Annotated in this window: 20 protein-coding genes and 1 pseudogene; 15 read left to right on the top strand and 6 right to left on the bottom strand. The window is 45.5% G+C overall.

What is annotated here, in order from left to right:
• Positions 1 to 12: 12 nt before the first annotated feature.
• The gene (locus tag B7360_RS11245) at positions 13 to 2,124 is read left to right on the top strand and encodes a protein-disulfide reductase DsbD (RefSeq protein WP_085343526.1); all 2,112 of its coding nucleotides are present in this window, start codon (positions 13 to 15) and stop codon (positions 2,122 to 2,124) included.
• Positions 2,121 to 2,636 carry a protein disulfide oxidoreductase gene (locus B7360_RS11240; RefSeq protein WP_041852915.1) on the top strand — a complete coding sequence of 172 codons (516 nt, stop codon included), beginning with the start codon at positions 2,121 to 2,123 and terminating at the stop codon, positions 2,634 to 2,636. The genes B7360_RS11245 and B7360_RS11240 overlap by 4 nt, the downstream gene beginning before the upstream one ends.
• A gap of 49 nt (positions 2,637 to 2,685) precedes the next feature.
• Here B7360_RS11240 and B7360_RS11235 read toward each other — a convergent pair whose 3' ends face one another.
• Positions 2,686 to 3,219 carry a hypothetical protein gene (locus B7360_RS11235; RefSeq protein ID WP_012841605.1) on the bottom strand — a complete coding sequence of 178 codons (534 nt, stop codon included), beginning with the start codon at positions 3,217 to 3,219 and terminating at the stop codon, positions 2,686 to 2,688.
• 390 nt (positions 3,220 to 3,609) lie between these two features.
• Between B7360_RS11235 and B7360_RS11230 the strand changes: the two genes are divergently transcribed.
• The 9 genes and pseudogenes from B7360_RS11230 (at position 3,610) to B7360_RS11190 (ending at position 11,876) form a co-directional block, all read left to right on the top strand.
• A complete protein-coding gene (locus tag B7360_RS11230) occupies positions 3,610 to 4,242 on the top strand; it encodes a class I SAM-dependent methyltransferase (RefSeq protein ID WP_025499952.1) in 633 nt (210 codons plus the stop codon).
• 25 nt (positions 4,243 to 4,267) lie between these two features.
• Positions 4,268 to 5,023 (top strand): class I SAM-dependent methyltransferase, encoded by a 756-nt coding sequence (locus tag B7360_RS11225; RefSeq protein WP_085343525.1) that lies wholly within the window; start codon positions 4,268 to 4,270, stop codon positions 5,021 to 5,023.
• Between the two features lie 19 nt (positions 5,024 to 5,042).
• A complete protein-coding gene (locus tag B7360_RS11220) occupies positions 5,043 to 5,468 on the top strand; it encodes a GNAT family N-acetyltransferase (protein ID WP_085343524.1) in 426 nt (141 codons plus the stop codon).
• Positions 5,469 to 5,471: 3 nt separating this feature from the next.
• Positions 5,472 to 6,033, top strand: a pseudogene (locus tag B7360_RS11215) (GNAT family N-acetyltransferase).
• Between the two features lie 227 nt (positions 6,034 to 6,260).
• Complete coding sequence (locus tag B7360_RS11210) at positions 6,261 to 7,394, top strand: efflux RND transporter periplasmic adaptor subunit (RefSeq protein ID WP_005376722.1); 1,134 nt, start codon at positions 6,261 to 6,263, stop codon at positions 7,392 to 7,394.
• A complete protein-coding gene (locus B7360_RS11205) occupies positions 7,387 to 8,658 on the top strand; it encodes a TolC family protein (RefSeq protein WP_085343523.1) in 1,272 nt (423 codons plus the stop codon). The genes B7360_RS11210 and B7360_RS11205 overlap by 8 nt, the downstream gene beginning before the upstream one ends.
• Positions 8,655 to 9,869, top strand: a complete 1,215-nt coding sequence (locus tag B7360_RS11200) for an ABC transporter permease (protein WP_085343522.1) — start codon at positions 8,655 to 8,657, stop codon at positions 9,867 to 9,869. Before B7360_RS11205 ends, B7360_RS11200 begins: the two co-directional genes overlap by 4 nt.
• A gap of 2 nt (positions 9,870 to 9,871) precedes the next feature.
• A complete protein-coding gene (locus B7360_RS11195; protein ID WP_085343521.1) occupies positions 9,872 to 11,155 on the top strand; it encodes an ABC transporter permease in 1,284 nt (427 codons plus the stop codon).
• Positions 11,156 to 11,177: 22 nt separating this feature from the next.
• Positions 11,178 to 11,876: an ABC transporter ATP-binding protein gene (locus tag B7360_RS11190; RefSeq protein WP_101911857.1), complete on the top strand. Its 699-nt coding sequence runs from the start codon at positions 11,178 to 11,180 to the stop codon at positions 11,874 to 11,876.
• A 78-nt stretch (positions 11,877 to 11,954) separates the two neighbouring features.
• Here B7360_RS11190 and B7360_RS11185 read toward each other — a convergent pair whose 3' ends face one another.
• Complete coding sequence (locus B7360_RS11185; RefSeq protein ID WP_085343519.1) at positions 11,955 to 12,638, bottom strand: topoisomerase I; 684 nt, start codon at positions 12,636 to 12,638, stop codon at positions 11,955 to 11,957.
• A gap of 68 nt (positions 12,639 to 12,706) precedes the next feature.
• On the bottom strand, positions 12,707 to 13,624 hold the full coding sequence (locus B7360_RS11180) for a leukocidin family pore-forming toxin (protein WP_053809756.1): 918 nt from the start codon (positions 13,622 to 13,624) through the stop codon (positions 12,707 to 12,709).
• Positions 13,625 to 14,737: 1,113 nt separating this feature from the next.
• Here B7360_RS11180 and B7360_RS11175 point away from each other — a divergent pair.
• Both B7360_RS11175 and B7360_RS11170 read left to right on the top strand, forming a co-directional pair.
• Complete coding sequence (locus tag B7360_RS11175) at positions 14,738 to 15,712, top strand: DUF1852 domain-containing protein (RefSeq protein ID WP_085343518.1); 975 nt, start codon at positions 14,738 to 14,740, stop codon at positions 15,710 to 15,712.
• A gap of 30 nt (positions 15,713 to 15,742) precedes the next feature.
• Positions 15,743 to 16,771: a methionine synthase gene (locus B7360_RS11170; protein ID WP_085343517.1), complete on the top strand. Its 1,029-nt coding sequence runs from the start codon at positions 15,743 to 15,745 to the stop codon at positions 16,769 to 16,771.
• An 88-nt stretch (positions 16,772 to 16,859) separates the two neighbouring features.
• Here the strand turns inward: B7360_RS11170 and B7360_RS11165 are convergent, their stop codons facing one another.
• Both B7360_RS11165 and B7360_RS11160 read right to left on the bottom strand, forming a co-directional pair.
• Positions 16,860 to 17,879 (bottom strand): DUF2955 domain-containing protein, encoded by a 1,020-nt coding sequence (locus B7360_RS11165; protein ID WP_085343516.1) that lies wholly within the window; start codon positions 17,877 to 17,879, stop codon positions 16,860 to 16,862.
• Between the two features lie 9 nt (positions 17,880 to 17,888).
• A complete protein-coding gene (locus B7360_RS11160) occupies positions 17,889 to 18,953 on the bottom strand; it encodes an HlyD family secretion protein (protein WP_085343515.1) in 1,065 nt (354 codons plus the stop codon).
• Between the two features lie 99 nt (positions 18,954 to 19,052).
• Between B7360_RS11160 and B7360_RS11155 the strand changes: the two genes are divergently transcribed.
• On the top strand, positions 19,053 to 19,913 hold the full coding sequence (locus B7360_RS11155) for a LysR family transcriptional regulator (RefSeq protein ID WP_005494676.1): 861 nt from the start codon (positions 19,053 to 19,055) through the stop codon (positions 19,911 to 19,913).
• A gap of 150 nt (positions 19,914 to 20,063) precedes the next feature.
• Positions 20,064 to 20,606, top strand: a complete 543-nt coding sequence (locus B7360_RS11150) for an isochorismatase family protein (RefSeq protein WP_085343514.1) — start codon at positions 20,064 to 20,066, stop codon at positions 20,604 to 20,606.
• Between the two features lie 39 nt (positions 20,607 to 20,645).
• On the opposite strand, the gene B7360_RS11145 is transcribed toward B7360_RS11150, so the two are convergent.
• Positions 20,646 to 21,542: a 1-aminocyclopropane-1-carboxylate deaminase/D-cysteine desulfhydrase gene (locus B7360_RS11145; RefSeq protein WP_085343548.1), complete on the bottom strand. Its 897-nt coding sequence runs from the start codon at positions 21,540 to 21,542 to the stop codon at positions 20,646 to 20,648.
• Between the last annotated feature and the right edge of the window lie 170 nt (positions 21,543 to 21,712).

Raw genomic sequence — 21,712 nt, 5'->3', positions numbered from 1 at the left:
TTAGGAATTACTATGAATCAAATTACCAAACTGACTCAGTTCGCGTCTATGTTCTTTATGACGCTGACTTCGAGTTTGTTCTCTCTGAATATTTCAGCACAAACTACCGATACCGGTTGGATGACCAACCCGCAACATCCTCCAGTGCAAACGCGCTTTGTACTAACGGGTCAACAAGATCCGCAAGCCAAAACACTTACAGGTTATTTGGATGTTAAGTTGAGCGGAGACTGGAAAACTTATTGGCGATCGCCGGGCGAGGGTGGTGTCGCGCCATCGATAGATTGGCAAAACTCGCAAAACCTGAGCAAGGTTGATTGGCAATGGCCATATCCGCAAAAGTTCGAGTTATTGGGCATTGAGACTCTCGGTTACAAAGGCGACACTTTGTTCCCAATGACGCTGCATATCGACGATATGTCGAAACCCGTCACGATTGATGCAGTGCTCACGCTTTCTTCCTGTACGACGATTTGTGTGCTGACGGACTACCAAATTCAATTGACGTTCTTACCTTCTGAGCTGAAAGTGGACGAAGACGTGATGTTCAGTTACGCCCAAGCGGTGAGTAATGTTCCTCAATCTTCGCCTTTTGTTGAGGTCACGCAAACAAATTGGGATGCGACTCAATCCAAATTACAAATCAAACTAAAGAACACGCAAGGTTGGCAAAATCCTCAAGTGTTGGTAGATGGTGTTGGTGATGCGATTCGTGACTACAGCTTCAAGTTGGATGGACTTCAGCAAGAAGGTGATATCGTCACAGCAAATTACTCGGTTAATACCTGGCTGGGTGAGGTAGAGCTTAATGAACAATCGTTATATGTTTCTATCAAAGATGATAATTTGCTGGTCGAAGAGGTAACACAAGCACAAGCAGGAGCGGTTACATCGTCACTGCCAACTACCTCTTTAGCGAGTATTTTCTTATTTGCATTGTTAGGCGGTTTGATTTTGAACATCATGCCGTGTGTGCTGCCTGTATTGGGGATGAAGCTCAGCAGTATTGTGGCTGCGCATGGTGTAGAGCGCCGTCAAATTCGTACCCAGTTTATCGCTTCTTCTCTGGGGATTCTCACTTCGTTCTGGCTGATAGCTGGATTCATTTTGGTGTTGAAGCTTACGGGTAACGCGATCGGTTGGGGCGTGCAGTTCCAAAGCCCTTGGTTCCTAGGATTGATGGTACTAGTCACTGCTTTGTTCGGCGCCAATATGTTGGGGTTATTTGAAATCCGTCTGTCATCGGGTACTAATACATGGCTCGCATCGAAAGGTGATAACTCTCTAGTGGGTCACTACGTTCAAGGTATGTTCGCCACTTTGCTTGCGACACCTTGTTCCGCACCGTTTTTAGGCACTGCCGTTGCTTTTGCCTTGGGCGCGGACGTATTAACGTTATTTGCAACCTTTACAGCATTAGCATTGGGTATGGCACTGCCTTGGATCTTAGTCGCTGTGTTTCCAAGTATCGCGCTAAAACTACCAAAGCCCGGTCCATGGATGAATGTCGTTAAGATCGTGTTTGGCATAATGATGTTGGCAACCAGCGTTTGGCTACTTTCATTAATGGCAAATCATGTACCGATGTTATGGATTGCACTCATCGCTGTGGTTGCTTTTGTCGTCATGATGGCAAGAATTAAGCGTGTGTATGGTGAGAAAGCACTTGCTGTATCGGGGACCGCATCGTTAGTGTTAATAGCTGGCGGCTTACTACTTGGCAGTGTCACTGCTGACCAATGGGCAACGCCACTTCCGGATGATCTAGCTTGGCAAAAGCTTTCTAATTCAGCGATTGAAGAGCACGTCTATAATGGGCGAGTGGTGTTTGTGGATGTGACTGCGGATTGGTGTGTCACGTGTAAAGCGAACAAGATCGGCGTGATCTGGCAAGATCCTGTCTACTCATTGCTGCAAAGCCCTAATGTGGCGACGTTAAAAGGGGATTGGACGCATCCGGACGGCTCGGTAACGGACTTTTTACGAGCTCATGGGCGTTACGGTGTGCCGTTTAACATCGTCTATGGCCCGGCGGCGCCACAAGGTATCCCGTTACCTGTGATTCTGACTGATGATGTTGTTTTAAGCGCGGTGAAACAAGCGAGTGGGGGATCCATTCAATGAGTTCGACAAAGCAGCGTAGAACAGTCCGATATTGGCTCGTTCAAATCGTACAGATGGTGCTCATTGTCACCGTTATTTCTATCGCGATGGATTGGTATCGCACCAAAGATATTCCCAAACAGGAGGCACCACCATTGAGCTCCGTATTGAGCGATGGTGAATACTTCGATGCAATCGCACAAAGTCATGAACAACCTGTCGTTGTTTATTTTTGGGCGACTTGGTGTCCCGCTTGTAAATTTGTAAGCCCAAGCGTGAGCTGGCTGAGTGATGACTATGCCGTAGTTGGCGTTTCTGGCTCATCGGGACCGAATGAGCGCGTGGCGCAGTTTATGCAGGCAAAAGAATATCGTTTTGAAAACATAAACGATCCTTCAAGCGATATTATGCGTGAATGGAAAATTAGCGTGACTCCAACCATTTATATTTTAAGAAATGGTGAAGTGACCTCTATTACGACAGGCATCACAACGCCGATAGGAATATTGGCGAGAATTTGGTTGGCTCGATAACGAAATAAAAATCCGATATTCAAAATACTGAATATCGGATTTTTTCTTTTTATTTTCTCGCTCCAACGGGAATCATAATGTGTGCGTATGGAGTGCCTTTCCACATTACGTATGGGCCACCATAACTTGGGTCGGTTGGTAGAGAGTCCAGCAACGCTTGGTCTGGGGTAATAATCATCAAGTGTGGTCCTTCCACAATCCATTGATTATCGTCCGTCATCCCTTCTGCAAATGGGTCGGTGTTACTGGCACCGCCATCACCCGCTAACATGTAAGAAATACCTAATGCTTTGGCTTGGAAAGGTTTTTTGTTCATCCAAGCGTCTGCCCATTCCATCCAAGGACCATCCATACACATTGGCGCTGTGCCTTCCAATTGAGGAGGCGTTGGGAAGCAAGTGTATTGGCTAGAACCTTCTTGCAGAACATTATTGTTCCAGTCCATCACTGTTACTTTATCGCGAATAGTCGGTGGTGCAGCACTCAGTGCATCTTCTAAAAGTGCTTTTGAATCATCGGCTGCGAATGCGCCAAAAGCGCAGCTGACCGAAACAACAGCAGTTAAATAAGGAGTTAGTTTCATAAATTAAACCTCAAGTTAATACAACATGAGAATTTGAGCACTTTAATTATAGAATGATATTAAAAGTAAGAATCATTATTTAAATGGAAAATAATAAGCGATAGGTTTGTTATGTTAATTTAAATATTGTTTTTATATACAGCGAATAGAATGATGGAAATAAGATTCGCTGAATAATCGAAGCAGATTATCAGGACATATTTTTCTTTATGCACTTAAAAATTCCATCGGAATCACAGGCCAATACTTTTCAAAATTTCATCTATTTCTACTGGTTAGCGCTGAATAACCAGTCGGTTACGTTTCATAAAAAATTAGCCATTTAATAAGTGCTTAGGTGCGTATTGCGTGTTACATTCGAGCATCGTTCTGGTTATCAAGGAGGAAACGATGAACGTAGCAAAAATGTATGATGATGTGTCGGAGCGCTATCAAAAGTTGGTGGATGACAGCCATTACGTCGGCCCACGTTGGATTTCTGGGAAGTTAAAAACCTTTCCCATCGAGCAAGGCTCGGCACTCGACCTAGCCTGTGCGACAGGCAGTATCGGTCATGTCGTAAAAAATCACTATCCAGATCTCACCATCCATGGCTTAGACATCTCGTCCAAAATGGTTGATAAAGCGCGCCAAACTAACCTCTATCAAAGCGTCGCGGTTCATAACCTCGATGAGCCATTTTCCCCTTTGTTTGAGCAAACCTTCGACCTTATCACCGCACTTGGTTTTACTGAGTTTCTAGCAGAGCCTCAACAACTGCTGGAGTGCATTTCGCGTAAGCTAAGTGCGAATGGACGATGTTTTATCAGCTTTCAATACCACGATCCGGATGGACAAGATTTGCCTCGAAATACTTATAGTGGATCGGTCGTGCATACGGCATATACCGAAAGTGAAGTTGAGCAACTCTGTCAGCAGGCGGGGTTGGAAGTGGTTTCCTTAGAAAATGTGATTGGTTACGTATCTGGTGTTGGTTATGTGTGTCGATACTTGATGCTAGAGCTGAAAAAGTCACACCGCTGAAATAAGTAACAAACAAGGACTGTTTTTGAAAACACAAGATTTAACCGAGTTCGGTTCGGGCATTGAATACGATGCCCAATACGACCAGCATTACCATCACGACATTACTTTCATCACAAGGTTAATCGAAGAAACCAATGCTCGAAGTGTACTGGATGTCTGTTGTGGTTCCGGCATTGTCACGATTCCAGTCTCTGAGCAACTCAACGAAGCCATTGGCATTGATATTTCTGAAGGGATGCTCAAACACGCAAAGGACAAAGCCAAAAGCAGGAGTAACTTGCGTTTTCTTCATCTCGACGCAACCCAGTTTTCGTTAGGTAAGAAGTTTGACCTAGCCATAATGACAGGGAATGCATTTCAGGCCTTTTTAAGTGACGACATGCTGGCAGGCGCACTGAGCTCAATATCAAAGCACCTAGAAAAAGGTGGGCGATTTGTCTTCGATACGCGGTTACCAACGCCAGAGAATCTAGAATTGGATCATGAGATGGCGCTGTGGCAAACCTATGTTTCTCCAACTTATGGTGAAGTGAATTATTTCGGTATGAAGGCCGAGTATGACTTGCAAACGTCCATCATGTATTTGAACAAAGAGCGCCATTTTGAAAGTGGAACGATTGAGCATTCCAACATTGATTTAAAATATCGCCCGCTGGAAGACATAGAGGTTTTCCTTGAACAAGCGGGATTCAGAATTATAGAGAAGTACCAATCTTGGTCAGCGCAAGTATTTGAGGCGAATGCCAACTCGCTTGTCTGTGTGGCTGAGAAAATATAAACCAATGTTGAGGGATACAATGCAAGGGTTTCGAATTACTACATTGTTAGATGACATGGATTTAGGCGTTATCTACGAGTTCATTTCAAACAGTTATTGGGGAAAGGGCATTCCAAGAGAACGCCTTGAGAAGTCATTGCGCCATTCGTTCTGTTTCGCGGTTTTGGATGACGAAAATCAACTCGTCGCTTTTGCTCGGTTAATTACCGATCGCACCACGTTTGCGTATCTTGCCGATGTGTTTGTAGTGGAGGCACACCGTAGTAAAGGCATCAGTAAGTGGTTGATCTCAGAAATTGTTGCTCATCCAGAACTACAAGGCTTACGCCGTATGATGCTTGCAACCCGCGATGCTCATGGGTTGTACGAACAGTTTGGGTTCACTCCTATTGCTCCAGTAGAAAACTTCATGCAAATCTGGAAACCGAATGTTTATCAGAGCTAAACCATGATGAGAGTTGAATCTCAACAAGTGGCAATCAGACACCTCAAAACAACAGACGCTGCTCCTCTGTTTGAAAACTATTTAGGCGATGAGCAAGCATGCCGCTTCCTCAATCGCCAAGCCCACCAAAATGTTAATCAAACCCTTGAAGCTATCGAAAGATGGCGTGCTCAATATGATCAAAAGTCTCCCAATCTATTAGTCTTCACCATTGAAGAACTTACTTCTCAAACTCCTAATAGGCTGTCTGGTGCTGATACCTGAGCAAGACAGCAGTGAAATCCATTTTGGTATTTCTGCTCGCTATCAGGGAAAAGGCTATGCAACCCAAGCCTGCAAACTTGGCGTTGTTTACTTGCAAAGCTTAGGTATAACGCGCATTCGCACTGCCCCGCATATTGGCAACCACGCAAGTATTCGTGTGTTGGAGAAATGTGGCTTTATCAGCCGAGGCATTTTAAAAGCGCATGCGGTTTTTCCTGCTTTAGGACGTGAGGCGCAAGACTGTATGGATATGCGATTGGAGGATACAGAACTGCGCCATTTTGCACGTTGTTCAGAATGAAAAGGGGGGCGGTTGAAACGAGCGGTTACAGAGCTTGTTAGTCGCCATCGTAGACAGCGTCTTTGCTGAATGATTCGTCGAGATTTTTTAGTCTTTGATTGTCAGAGGCGACTGACAAAGCCTTACCAACTGTGACAACCAAACCGCTATTAAAGCAGGATATTATTCCTTCAACTTTGTGTTTTAGGAGTAGTCATTAGACTACCTAATAATTGTTGGAATAAATAATGACGAAACGTTGGCTTGTCTCCGCTGTGAGCATTGCGCTGCTCGGCGGTGGTACGTATTTCTATCTCCAATCTGCCGCTCAACCAGAATTGCTGCCTACATTGATTGTGGAAAAAGGCACGATTGAAAAACAAGCGGTGGCTGTTGGTAAAATTGTCCCTGCACACTCCGTGTCTATCAAGTCACAAATCGACGGTATCGTCGGTGAAATTTACGCGAAAGTTGGTGAAAAGGTGAAGCAAGGCCAGCCGCTGATCAAAGTGCGTCCAAACCCAACCCCCCAAGCATTAACGGATGCATCGGCAGAACTCATGCGTAGTGAAGCCGATCTGGAATCCGCCAAACAAAAACTGTCCAACTTAGAAAGCTTGGTCAAGCAGGACATTATTCCAAGTAACTACGACGAATACGTAAGTGCGCGCTCGGCAGTCAAATCTGCGCAAGCGGACGTATTGCAAAAGCGCCAGAATCTCGAACTCATCCGCAGTGGTGAGGCGTCTATCGGTGATGCGCGTTTAACGTCGACGATCTACGCGCCTATTGATGGCACGGTACTCAACCAGAAAGTTGAGGTCGGAGAGCCGATCATCTCGACTCAATCAAGCCAAGCCGCGACTGAAATGATGTCATTGGCCGACATGAACAGTCTGATTTTTAAAGGTAGCGTCAGTGAGCATGATGCTGCGCAGTTGTCTCCGGGAATGCCCGTTATGTTGACGGTTGCGCCTTATCCTGATGTGGCGATTTCTGGTGTGCTAACCAAAGTGGCGATTCAATCTGAGAACCTTAACTCACCAGAGGGCAATGCTTCTGCAAAAAGTTTTGATAACGGTTTTGAGGTTGAAGTGGGAGAACTCAAGATCCCACAAGATGTGTTGCTTCGTTCTGGTTTTTCATCGACGGCTCAAATCATTCTGAAGAAGTCTGAAAACGTGCTCACTCTACCGGAGCGCGCTCTGCAATTTGATGGTGACGCACCGAATGTTCTGATCCCCGACAGCTCAGAACAAGGGTTTCATAAACAACCTGTGAAACTCGGTCTGTCAGATGGCATCAATGTCGAAGTGCTTGACGGCGTGGAGCTTGATGAAGAGGTTATCGACAACAGCATGATGGGAGCGGCGCATGGTTAAGCTGCAACGATCAACAATCGCCTATGCATTGTTGGCTGCCACGCTCAGTTTGCCGACCTACGCAATTTCTATTGAACAAGCTTGGCAACAAGCAAAGCAGAACGATCCAAATTACGAAAAAGCGAAAATCGGCGTCCAGCTTGGCGAGGTTGGCGTACAGAGTAACCGTAGTGCGTTATTGCCGGGCTTAAGTGCCAGTGCGTCAGCGGATTGGAATGAGTCCTCAAGCCATTCCAACAGTTACGGCGCTACCTTAACTCAAACTATTTGGGATAGCAGTTTGTGGTCGGAACTGGATCAAGCGAATGCCAATTATCTCAAAGTACAGTTAGAGTTATCTCAAGCGCATAACGAGCTTGCGCAAAAGTTGCTCACCGCTTACCTAGATGTGGCAAGCGCACAGGGCGACCTCAAATTGGCGCAGTCCAAGCTGGAGGAGGGGAAAGAACTTCTCAACATCATCGAGAAACGCTATCGAGCAGGCAAAGTGAAGTCGGTTGATGTCGAAGAGATGCGAGCGAATCAAGTCTCTGAGCAAGCAAGTATCCTCAATGCAAAAGCCGATCTCGAAGTGAAAAAAGCAGAGCTTGCGGCGTTAATCAATCAAATGCCGGAGAGTGTCGACCAAATTCGAACGGATTCTTTGATTCAGCCGCCGATGCTGGTGGACTCTCAGGAGCAATGGCTAAAACTGGCGAAAGACAGCAGTCCAGAGCTGTTGGTGGCGGCGCAGATGGTGAAAGCGAGCGAGTTCGCGAAAGATTCAGCTAAAGGTGGATACTACCCAACCGTCAAAGGCAGTGTGGGCTACAGCGATGGTGACAATCGTTCAAACGGCGAGTTTAACGCTGGGATTAGTTTGAGTTTGCCGATTGACCTCAATGGTGCAATGCGAGCGAAAGTGGACGAAGCATCGTTGAACATTTTAAGCGCCAAGCAAGATATGCGTAGAGTGGAAATTGATATTCAGAAACGAGTTATTCAGCAGTTTACGCAGGTCGATATCAATTGGAATCAAGTTTTAATAGCGAACGAGCTGGTTGAGTCGCGCGCCAGAGTGTTGCAAAGCAAAGAGAAACTTTACGACGCTGGTCTGCTTGAAGTGTCGGAAGTTATCAGTGCACACAACAGCTTGTTTGAGGCGAAAAACAGTCTGCAAACCAACTTGTACAGCTATTGGCGTAAGAGAATCGGCTTACTGCAAACCGCAGGGAAACTCGATGACGATACCATGGCGTTGATCTCTCGGGCTTTTCATTCATGAGCAGCCTGTTGCAACAAACTTGGCAAACGTTGATGGCGCACCGCATGAAGAGTGTGCTAGCCATTATCGCGATTGCTTGGGGCGTGATCTCTGTGGTGGTGTTAATCGCACTTGGCGAAGGCTTTTATCGCCATCAGACCCAGTCGTTTTCATTTATGATCAACAATGTGCAAGTGGTGTTTCCGTCGAGTACCAGTAAACCGTGGCAAGGGTTAGCTTCAAGACGACAAATTGATATTCCACAAGAAAAAGTCGACATGATCAAACAGTCAGGCTTCGTGCAACAGGCGTCAAGCGTTTACGCCAAATGGGATGCGAATATCACCAATCTCAAAGGACAGAACTTATCGAGTACGGTCAGCGGTATTGATACGTCTTACTTTCCTTTAGTGCAACGCAAGCTGCAATCCGGTTCGAGAAACCTGTCACCAAGTGATATGAACAACCACACTCGCGTGGCAGTGTTAGGCGATCAAATTGCGCAAATGGGCGGAATCCAAATCGGGGATAGGCTCAAAGTCAATGGCATTCCGTTCTTGGTTATTGGGATAACCGTCGCTGAGGACACTGGCATTTCATTCGGCGATAGCCGCACGGTTTTCATTCCTCAAACAACGTACCGCGATTTGTGGGATGCGAAACCTTGGATGGTATTGATGAAGCCGAGAGACGGGATGGATGCACCGTCGTTTCGACAAAATATCGTGAACTTTTTCGCCAAGCAGCTTCATTTTGACCCAAGTGATAAAGATGCGGTCGAATTACCCGATTTTAGTGAAGGTGCGGCGGTCATCAGTGGAATTTTGCGTGGCATTCAGATTTTTCTCGGAGCGAGTGGCGCGATGACCATGGCGGTCGGTGCGCTTGGCGTTGCCAACATCATGTTTTTATCTGTCACGGAGCGCACGCGTGAAATCGGTTTGCGTTTGGCGATCGGGGCGACTCAAAAATCCATACTCAGTCAGTTTATTCTTGAAGGGTTTATTCTGGTAGCCGTGGGCACGGCATTAGGTCTGATGTTTTCGTATGCAGTGGTGTCTGTCCTAAGCAGCATGGCATTACCGGAATGGATTGGTTTGCCTGTGATCACGCCAGATTCCATTGCTTGGTCTTTACTTGTGACGCTTATCTTGGCATTGATGGCATCGTATTTCCCAGCAAGGCGAGCATCGCGTCTCACGCCAGTCATTGCTTTGAGCGCGAGGGCTTAGTCATGTTGTTACCGATGAGACAAATTTTCCAAGAAATGGCCGCAGAAAAGTTGAGATTGGGTTTGACCATTCTGGCTGTAGCGTGGGCGACCCTCTGTATCGCTGCCATGTTGGCGGTAGGTGAGGGTATTCGTCAGGGCGTATTGAAAACCGCACAAAATGGTAACGGCAACTTGATCTATTTGACCGGAGGGATGGCCACCGTCGACCACGGTGCTTTTCACCAAGGTAAGTTTCTGACATTAAAAATGGACGATTCAGAGATTGTTCGAGCATTACCCGATGTAAAAAGCGTTGCGCCAACTGCGAAGTGGAAAGAGCGCATCACCGTTGGTGACAGAAGCTCGTGGCAAGAGCCGTTAGCGGTCACGAGCGAGTTTCAATCCATGACCAATTTGGTGCCGATGGCGGGGGGACGATGGTTAAATCCACTCGATCAAAAAGAGACGCGCAAAGTCGTTGTACTGGGTTATGAACTGGCAGCCGACTTATTCAACCCGAATGAGGACTTTAGTTGGTTTGCGACAGTCACATTGCAAGTCAACCCTGTGGGGCAAAAGGTAAAAATCGGCAATGAGGAGTTCACCGTTGTGGGCGTATTGGAGAAAAACAGCGCTCAAATAGAACTGGGGGATCTTATCAACTATTCCAGCTTTGTGCCGTTAGCGACGTGGAAGCGATTTCATGTCAACGGTGAAATTAGTGGCATCAATGTGCAGCCACAAGCGGATGTAGACCGAGAAGCCTTAGCAAAGACGATCAGGCAAGTGATTGCCCGTAAACACGGGGCAGGTGTCAGTGATGAACAGGTCGTCCAAGTTGACGATATGTTCCTTAAACAAAAGAGTATGCAGCAGTTTCTGATAGGTTTGCAGAGTTTCCTTGGCATTATCGGCTTCGTGACGTTAGCTGTTGCTGGCGTCGGCATTGCCAATGTGATGTATGCCACCGTAAAGCGATCTACGCGTGATATCGGCGTGCGCATGGCAGTCGGTGCAACCCCAACGGCCATTCGCATGCACTATTTAGTGCAGTCTTTATTGACAATGTTGATGGGGGGCGCGCTTGGGTTAGCCGTGACGTACGCGCTGGTGTCTGCCATCAGTTCCATTCCTTTAGAGGGCAATGCCTTTTATGAACAACTGGGTAAACCTGTCCCTGAGTTGTCGTGGGTCGTTGTCGCGATTGTCATCCTCACCTTAGTGCTCATAGGTGTGGCATCTGCATGGTTACCTGCAAACCGAGCCGCAAAAGTCAGCCCGTTGGAGGCGCTACAAAGTGAATAACAATAATAACTCTGGAGAGAACATGTCGAACAAGCCGCTTGTTGAGCTGACCAACATCTGTAAATACTACTCAAGCGGGGAGGCGGAAGTTCGCGCGCTAGACGGCGTTGACTTAACCATTAATCAAGGCGAGTTTCTTTCGATTCTTGGCCCGTCCGGTTCGGGTAAGTCAACGTTGATGAACATGCTCGGCTGTTTAGATAAGCCCACCGATGGCGAGTACCAACTTGGCGGCCAAAACGTCGCAAGTTTAAGTGCGAATGAGCTGGCTGGCATTCGTAACCAAAAGATCGGATTTGTCTTCCAAAGCTTTAACTTATTGGAATACGCGACGGCGCTCGATAACGTGGCACTGCCGTTGGTTTACTCTGGTATCAAAGCCAAAGAACGTCGCCAGCGCGCCGCTAAATTGCTAGAGCAAGTCGGGCTAGGGGATCGTTTAGATCATAAACCAAACCAGCTTTCTGGTGGTCAAAAGCAAAGAGTTGCGATTGCAAGAGCCTTGGTCAACGATCCGCAAATCATCTTAGCGGATGAACCAACGGGTGCATTGGATTCAAAATCCGGCGCAGAGATTGAAGCCTTGTTCAATCAACTTCACTCCGAAGGTAGAACGCTGATCATCGTTACCCATGATAATGCGTTAGCAGAGCGCACCAAACGCATCATCACCATCAAAGATGGCAAGGTGATTTCGGATAGGGCTCCGGAGGGAAGATAAATGAATTTTTCTTGATTGAGACTGGAGTTACTTTAAGGAAGATAGCCATGGAATAGGAGAAGCTATCTTCCTTTATTTTTATTCGCGATGTTCGCTTTGTCTCTCTTTTATCAAGTCATGCTTCTGTTCTTTAAGTAGAGTGATTGCGAGCTTAGTGTCCTCAATCAATTTACTGTTATCGTTGAGATCTTTGCTCTTCAAAGGCAAAACCAGATAATGAATGCTGCCATCCTCATTCTGTACTCCGGTAGCAATGATGACATCACCTTCAGACGCCGTACCAAAATACTCTGAAACCACTTTGGTTTCGCTGACACCGTAACTATCCAAATAGGATGATTCCGTGTTGTCAAACAAGATAGGAACCCCTTGCTTCGCTAATGTTCGTAATTGTTTTTGCTTTTGCTCGTCGAATGGATAGTCGGTTGTACTGATATAACTTACCTGTTCAGCTTCAATAAAATCGTACAGTTCATTGCTCAATTCATTTAATGGGGCAGATATCCAAGGTGTAGCTGGAATGACGTCGGAAGTAGCGTCATTGTCATTCTGTGGTGTTGGAACGGTAACCACCTCTTGAGCAGCATCGCTCTCAGGAGGGGGTACATTCATTGTCGCAGCATCTTCTGTCTTGATTTGCTCGTCTAGGCTTGCAACAGGTTCGGTCTGGGTATTCTTGTTATTTGAATTAATTAGAAATATGGCGAGTACTGCACCAAGTGCTAGCGCCGATCCAGTCAAGAGTTTTTTATTACTTGTCATGTCTTACCGTTTATTTCATTAGTAAATACGGCGGCCACTTATTCATTCCGTGGCCGCAGGCTAATAAGTTAGTGGTAGAGCGCGTCATTCCAAGAGATAGTTACGGCTCGGCTAGTCTCTGTCCATTGACTGCTATCACGATTTTTCTTCCAGGTATTTTCTGGGGTGGTATACCAGCTACACCAGTCACGACCAAAGTAGTAATTGGTTTTTCGCCAACCTGCAACCAGCTTGACTTCTGACGTATCTAGGCCATCTTGAATATCATTTTTTCGATATACAACACCGACTTGCGGTTTAAAGTCAGAGCGCATCACGACAGGTAATTCGCTATAGTCAATTAGGTTGCCCATGTCACAGCTGGTCCAACGGTACAATAACCAGTCTTTAGGTGGAGTATTGTGGCGGATAGTCTGGTTTTCGATAAGCCAATTAATGCTCTCATTGGTCTGATCAAAATCAGCCACCGTCTGAAATTCTGGTTGATCGTAAGTTACGCGGTTACTCCAGGAGATACCACCGCTAATATTTGGAGAATCAGAAGCACTGAAGCCAAGATTAAAGTCCAGAGACTCACTTACGGATGCTGTTGCAATAGTGTTTTCTGGAGCATGGCTCATATGACGTAAAGGGGCACCATTTAAATAACTCAGTGCCAGTTTAAAGGCGGTTGGGATTGTGTAACGGTAGTCTCCACCGGTGGCAAAACCATAGATCTGCTCTTTATTCGGTACATTAGTCATGTCGAAACCAGAACCTCCGTTTAGAAGCAACTTGGCTTCCTTAGCTCCATTCGGTAGCAAAGATTGATTCCAGACATTTTCTAAGGAGTAAATTAAGCGGATTTTCTTCGAGCGTGCATCGCTATCATCGAGCTGTAGCAAGGTCGAAGTGTAAGCTTTTAATGTATCTTCAGCATGTGCTGGAGCTAGAGAACCAAGTAATGCGAGCGCGATAATACTCGCGGAAAGATGCTGTTTTTCCATTGTTGTTTCCTATTAGTCAGCCCATAAAGGTTATTATTGGGTTTTAACAATAACTCTATGGGTGTTTTATAATTATGGACTGGTTATTAATTAGTGCTCAATAATTGAGCGGTGAAATATTGCATCTTGTTTTTTAATAAAAAAAGGAAAAGTATAGATTCGTGGGATTAATGTCTCATAGTTTTTAAATTCATTACTCAACTATAATAAATAAGAATGTAGTTATTAAGTCTTACCTTTTTAAGTTATTACTTAATTTTTATTTTCTAATGTTATGTTTGAATTTTCTTATTGATAGAAGTGAAATTTATAAGAATTAACCATGCTATTGATGGGGGGGGGTTGTTGTGCCAAACTAAGTAAAGTGTCGTTATGTGGTCATTACAGCTTCCTGAATTTAATTTAAATTAAAACAGTGGTTTATGTTTGTTTTATTATTGGTTTTTTTAGAGATTAATGTAATGGTTGGGTGACAAAGTCCGTCAATGAATTTGTCATATTCGTGTATGAGGATATATGTTCTTTTAAAACAGAAAAATTAAACTTTACGTTTGAGATGGTGAATATAGGAAAAGAAATAAATAAGATGATTAAATAATCATGTTTCCGAGGATATAAAGTATAAGGTACTTTTAATTACACGAATGCTTGAATAATTGATGGAGTGTAAAAAGTGCTATTTAAGCTACGCTGTCCTATATTCCAGGTAGCGTCTTGTTTATACAATGCGTTTTCTAGGCTTAAAACTGGTTTACGTACTGTTAATCCCTTATCAGTTTCTTAATTACACATGTTGGCAATATGCTCGCCAAGTTACGTGTATTGGTGTCAATGAAAAACAGTATCTACGATAGTGCCCTCTGGGTTGGAACTCCCTCTATGAATTTCTTTCATGTTCAATGTGAAGCAATACCAATATTACTCAACTCGTGAAGCAAGTATAAAAAAAGGACTGCTCTGGTGTTAGGCAATGCGACCGTCATTTTTAGAACGAACTGTTCGTCGTAAGTGCTGTTCAACCTAACGATTGGGAAAACCAAAAAACAAAAATGTCCCCATGCACAGAGTTAGGAAAAGTCTGCTTTATCTAAGGAAATAGGATACCAACTCACGATGAATAACGATTTCACATTTACTATCAAAAGCATTCGCTTTGATGAGAATTACCAACCATCAGACAACACGCGAATCACTACCAACTTTGCTAATCTGGCTCGTGGAAACTACCGCCGAGAGAATCTGCGCAATGCACTCCGAATGATCGACAATCGTTTTAATGCGTTGGCATATTGGGATAACGCGCAAGGTGACCGCTACTCAGTAGAGCTTGAAATCATCTCTGTTGATATGGATATCCAAGGCAGTGGCGAAGCCTTCCCTTCGATTGAAGTGCTCAAAACTAACATTGTTGACCACAACACTAACGAGCGCATCGAAGGTATTGTGGGTAACAACTTCTCTTCATACGTTCGTGATTACGACTTTAGCGTTTTGCTGTTGGACCACAACAAAAATCAGCCCCGTTTCAGCATCCCAGCTAACTTCGGTGATTTGCATGGCAAACTGTTCAAAGCTTTCGTTAATTCTGAGTCTTACAAACAGCATTTCAAAAAGCTGCCGGTGATTTGTCTGAGCGTATCGGACAACAAGGTATACCGACGCACCGAAAACCAACATCCTGTTTTGGGCTTTGAATATCAGCCGAACGAATCTTCGTTGACGGAGCAGTACTTCAAAAAGATGGGCTTACAAGTGCGCTACTTTATGCCACCAAACAGTGTCGCACCATTGGCATTCTACTTCTTCGGTGACTTGTTGAACGATTATTCAAACCTAGAGCTTATCAGTACGATTAGCACGATGGAGACATTCCAGAAGATTTACCGACCTGAGATTTACAATGCCAACGCGGTTGCCGGTAATTGCTACCAGCCAAGCCTAAAAAACCTAGACCACTCGCTAACTCAAATCGTTTACGACCGAGAAGAGCGCAGCCAACTGGCGATTGAACAAGGGAAATTTGCCGAGGAGCATTTCATCAAACCTTATCAATCTGTGCTTGAACAATGGTCTGCAAACTACGCGTAATCGACAACGAGAATCTAGAAAGGAATGACGATGAAAACACTATTACCGACTTCAACGGCTGGCAGCTTACCGAAACCTTCTTGGCTGGCCGAACCAGAAAAACTTTGGTCACCGTGGAAACTGCAAGGTGAAGAACTGATTGATGGCAAACGCGATGCGCTACGTGTCGCTTTGCAAGAACAAGAACTAGCAGGCGTTGATATCGTCAGTGATGGCGAGCAAACTCGCCAACATTTTGTGACGACCTTTATTGAGCATTTAAGCGGTGTAGATTTTGAAAACCGTAAAACGGTGACCATCCGCAACCGTTATGAAGCAAGTGTTCCGACTGTGGTTGGCCCAGTAAGCCGCACAAAGCCCGTGTTTGTTGAAGATGCAAAGTTCTTGCGTGAGCAAACTAAGCAACCTATCAAGTGGGCGCTGCCAGGCCCTATGACGATGATCGACACGCTTTATGATGATCATTACGGTAGCCGTGAAAAGCTGGCTTGGGAATTTGCAAAGATCCTCAATCAAGAAGCGAAAGAGCTTGAAGCGGCAGGTGTCGACATCATTCAGTTTGATGAGCCTGCGTTCAATGTGTTTTTCGATGATGTGAACGAGTGGGGCATTGCATGTTTAGAGCGTGCGATTGAAGGGCTGAAATGTGAAACGGCGGTGCATATCTGCTATGGCTACGGCATCAAAGCGAACACGGATTGGAAGCAAACGCTAGGCACTGAATGGCGACAATACGAAGAAGTATTCCCTAAATTGCAGCAATCGAATATCGATATTATCTCGCTTGAGTGTCATAACTCGCGAGTGCCTATTGAGTTGCTTGAGTTGATTCGCGGTAAGAAAGTGATGGTTGGTGCGATTGACGTTGCAACCAACGAAATTGAAACACCAGAAGAAGTGGCGAACACACTGCGAGAGGCATTGAAGTACGTTGATGCCGACAAGCTTTACCCATGTACCAACTGCGGTATGGCACCTTTGTCTCGTGAAGTATCAACCGCTAAGCTCAATGCGCTAAGTGCAGGCGCAGAGATTATTCGTAAAGAGCTTTCTGCTTAAGTTATTCAAAAATTTCCCCCTTAGATAAACAAAAAAACCAAGAGCTCGGTTCTTGGTTTTTTCTTAAAACAGAAGTCGTAACTTCGCGCTAGTTCATTTCTAGCTGTCGAACTTCAGGATGCTTTAGCAACATCACACGAATCCAGTGATGCACTACCCACATCACCATCGCGGTGAGCAAAACCGCGACGAAAATCGAGCTGAAACGGTACAAGATCGAAAAGAACGCGTCTTTTTGTTCTGGCACCAATGAGGTCGTCAGCGGAACCGATAGGGCAGACATGGCAGAAAACGCGATAGCCGCTTTAATTTGCCCCTTTGTGAGCCACAAGCAGAATGGCCCCATAGCAATGGTAAAGGCGAGCCAAAAGAGTAGCCCATGCCCATACCAACTGCCCAATATGAGCTGAACAACCATCCCTGCGATGCAGCCTAGTGCGGTGCCGATGATGCGAATTTTTGCCATGGCGAGCGAGCCCGCTAAAGTCATTGGGGTTAGGATGATCAAAATGGAAGCTTGTGCGGATAGCGAGTCATATAAGTCCGCTACTTGGAATACGATAAACGCCGCCATCGCTACTACCCAACCCATGGCAACTTGGCTGATGTAGTCAATATCGCTTTTCACTGGGGTCGACATTTCAATGTGCTCGGCGGGGGATTTTGGCTCCGGGAACAACCAATACGCGAATGCGCAAACAAAAATATTGCTGAACGCCATCACCCACATGTTAACGTTGAACTCTTCAATATCCATGAAGTTATAGCTGGCAAAGTTCAACACAATTGAACCCACCAACAGCCCCATGTAACCAAACAAATAGGTTTTCTGGTTCATCATTGCAATGCACTTAAACAGCATCATGATTCCGACGGCAACGGTCATTAATGTTGGATGAAACTGCAAGTATTCCAGTAAAAATGTGGCTTGTATGGTTGTCCACACCGCAGAGAAAAACACAATCAATAAAGCCGAAAGATTAAAGTGGTCCATTCTGCCCAAAATAAACAGCGGCATCATGATGGCAAAAAATCCGTAAGACCAACCGAAGATCATGCTTAGCGCGAGCCCTAAAGAGCAGCCGAACCAAATTCGTAAGGTTTTCATTGTCGCCACCTAGTAAATGAAGTGGAACCAGCTTGCGAGGTGAATCTGTGCTTGCGCCATCCACTGCCAGAAAATGTTGTTGTCTGGGTACAAAACAATGGTAGCGCGAGAGCCGACAAACAGTGCTGGTGGTAACTCTTCGCTGCTGGTTAGGTTCACTCGTGTACGCTGCGCATCACGTACCCAGCGGTTGTTTACTTCCACTTTGGTTAGTGCGCCATTAGGCGTTTGTTGTGCGGCTGCTACACCGTAATCGCGGCTAGCTAAATCAAAGTCGTACACCGAACCTGGGTTGGCATCAAATGTGACCAAGGCGTGGAAAGTCTTGTCTACGTTCGCGACGGACTTTTCACGAAAATCAGCGGCTACCCAGAGTGATCCTGTTGGTACAAATGTCAGCAATGGCATGTTGGTGTTTGCCATCGTGCCAACTTCTAGTTGCAGGTTGGTCACGACACCATCACTGGGAGCGAGTACTGCGGTATTTGCCAAATCAAGTTGCGCCTTTTCGATGCCGTTTTTGGCAATTCGAACGGCGGTGCTTTGACCTTTTTGATCGCCTAATTGCGCTTCAATGACTTTTAAGTTTTGTCTTTCCGCTTTAAGCGCTGCATGTGATACCTGATTTTGGGCAAAGGCATTATCGAGTGTCGATTGAGAGATGACTTTCTGCTTCGATAGTGTCAGTAAGCGGTTGTATTCGCGGTGTGCATTATCAAATGTCGCTTGTGCGCGGGCAATATTGGCAAGAGCGGCTTCGCGTTGAGAATACAGCGTTGCTTCTTTTTCATAAGCGGATTGCAGAGACAGCTCCGCCTGTTCAAGTGCTATTTTGTATTTACGATCATCAATCGTAAACAACACATCGCCTTTTTGAACGGACTGGTTATTCTCGATGAGAACGTCGGTCACTTTACCAGATACCTCGGGCGCGACTTGGACAACGTATCCTTGCACTCGTCCTTCGGTCGTTAAGGGGGCGTGGCGGTCAGCAATGATAATGTACAAAAATAGTACGATGAACAGGACAATCAAAGTTCGCATCCAGTGTTTGAATTTTTGGTCAGCCGTCATTACAAGTTCCGTTAAACATATTGGATAGCGGATTATAGAGAAGTCACTCACAATTCAGTAGAATGATAATACGAACATAAATGACCTAAAAATAGGACAATGAACGTTAGTTTTGATGATATTTACCTATTCACTCAGACGGTGGTTCACGGCGGTATAAGTGCAGCGGCAGAGGCGAATCAACTACAACGCTCAAAAGTGAGTCGTCGCCTGCAAGAATTAGAGAAATCGCTCGGGGTACAGCTTTTGATCCGCACAACACGCAGCATTGAGTTGACGGAGCACGGGAAACGCTTGTTTGAGTTGGTGGGGCAGCCTATTGACCATATTCAGCAAGGTTTAAATGCCATGCACGAATATCAACAAGAGCTGACGGGCAAGGTGCGTTTAGCCATTCCTTCCGCATTGATGAGCTCTGCCGCGTTTAACGCGATCATCACCGAGTACACAACGCGGTATCCGGATATTTCGGTCGAGATTGAAAACCATCAAGAGAGTGTCGATCTCAAGCGTCAATCGTTTGATTTGCAGCTTCTTCCTAGCGTGGTCAAAGTCACCGATGACAGCTATGTGCAGTTCAGTCTTTTGCCTTATCGTAGTCACTTTGTTGCGTCAAAAGCCTATCTAGAATCGCATCCGCCAGTAAAAACGGTGGAAGATCTTAAGCAGCATCGCCTTTTAACTAATCGTTACAATGCCGATTTGCTCGATTCAGATCTGCATGTGGCGTTGCGCTCGGATGACCTCAACTTGCTGCGTTCGATGGCGATAGCAGGAAACGGCATCGCGTTTATTCCTCAAATTCATTCCAAGCCTGCACTGAGAGACGGTTTGTTGGTCGAGGTGCTGCCTCAATTTGCGCATCCGAAGCAGCATCTTACTCTGATTTATCCCTCGGCCTTATTTCTGCCTAATAAAGTCAAAGCCTTGATTGAACTAATTCGAGAGAAATTTAAATAGTCAGTTCAAACCACACTTAACTAAGGGCAAATGTGTGAGCGAAGGTCATCTTTCTAGGTTTTATTGCTCTAACATGAAAGGGTTCTGATACATTAACTATTGCTCAACTTGTTGAGTATGGTTTGTGGTCGCGCAATATAGGAGATGGAAATGTTATCGAAAGGAAACACGGGCCTGATTGTGGTGGATGTTCAGGGCAAACTCGCTACATTAATGCATGAAAGCGACGCACTGATTGAAAATATCACGAAACTGGTAAAGGGCGCCAAAGCACTAGATTTGCCTATTCTGTGGCTAGAACAGAATCCAGAAAGGTTGGGCCCAACCGCGGAGCCGATTCGTGAAGTGCTTGAAAGCACGCATTTACCTGTTACCAAGTACACGTTTGATGGTTGCAAAGAGGCGACGTTTAAGGTCGCGGTGGAGAACGCGAAAGTTGATACCTGGTTGGTTTGCGGTATTGAATCCCACATTTGCGTCTATCAAACCGCGGTTTCTCTGCGCCAGTCCGGTTATCGCGTTGAATTAGTCACGGATTGTGTATCTTCCCGAACCGCTGCCAATAAAGCGCTCGCTCTTGCGAAGCTAACCGCTAACGGTGTGGTGCTCACTGGGCTAGAAATGTGTTTGTATGAAATGGTCGAAGATTGCCGAGCACCTGAATTCAAAGAAATTCTGGCGCTCATCAAATAGTGGAATCATTGTAATCAGCAACAACTTTATTTGAACACGCTATTCAAATTCTCGTTGATATCTTGGCAACATCGACTCGTTGCCAAGTAACCCGCCTTGGTGAATGTAAATCACCGTTTTATCTGTGTTCTCTTCCAACCAAGGGGTGAGGCATTGCCACATATACGGGTCGTATAACAGGTCAAATTCGAGGTCGGTTTGCTCAAAGAGTGCTTTCCATGTGATGTAATCTTCTTCGTACAAGCGACCAAAATGGTGTTTGTTGCGCACGGTTAAAATGGTTGGGTGGCTGTTTTCACCGAGCTGGTTGAACTGCTCAGTTAAGTAATCTGCATCGCCTACGCAAGGGCAAGTTAGCACTTCTATGCCGTGTGGGCTTAAATGTTTATGAAGATATAAAGCCGTCGTGCCGGTGCCTGATGGCAGGGCGACGGTAAACTGCTCTTTACCTCTCAATCGCGTCCAATCAAGAATTTCTCGTGCTAACTGTTTGATGCCAGCTTCAGCGAGGTGGGAACGTCCACCCTCTGGAATCAGCAATGTCGACTCATCTAATCTTCGTACCTGGTGGATGTATTCACTAGGGTGGAGTTCGCTACCGATGTCTTGCATGGCGGTGATTTTCATACCCAAATCGAGAGCGCCGCGATAGTTTCCGATGGGGGAGCTTTTTAGCCAAGATGGAATGTGATGAACATAAAACTCAAATGCCCAACCTTTAATCTGGGCGAGAGCCGCTAGCGAGTACATGGCATTAGATTGAGCGGAGCCAAAGCTTATTAACGTGGTGATGTCGGGATTTTGCTCTTCCATTAACTTCATAAACTTACGTGCTTTGTTCCCAGAAAAGTGGGAGTGGAGCATGTCGTCACGTTTAAGAAAAAATTTGTGCCCATTAAAGCTATGTTGGGTGATAGGACTTTCTGAGAGTTTCATGTCGATGCTGACGGAATAAACCGTGTCACCTTTGCCATTTAAAAAGGGCGCGTAGTGTAACGCCATTAAACCCAGATAAAAAGTCTGTGTTTCAGTACAACCATTTCGGTTGTTCCTGATGTTTTTACTCGTGCTCACTGCTGCTGTAATACCATTGCGATGGTTTCACT

The organism is Vibrio sp. ArtGut-C1, assembly GCF_002105475.1.
In the GTDB taxonomy this organism is placed as follows: domain Bacteria; phylum Pseudomonadota; class Gammaproteobacteria; order Enterobacterales; family Vibrionaceae; genus Vibrio; species Vibrio diabolicus.
Note: the sequence above shows the minus strand (reverse complement) of the source record. Positions and strands in the feature narration are given on the sequence as shown.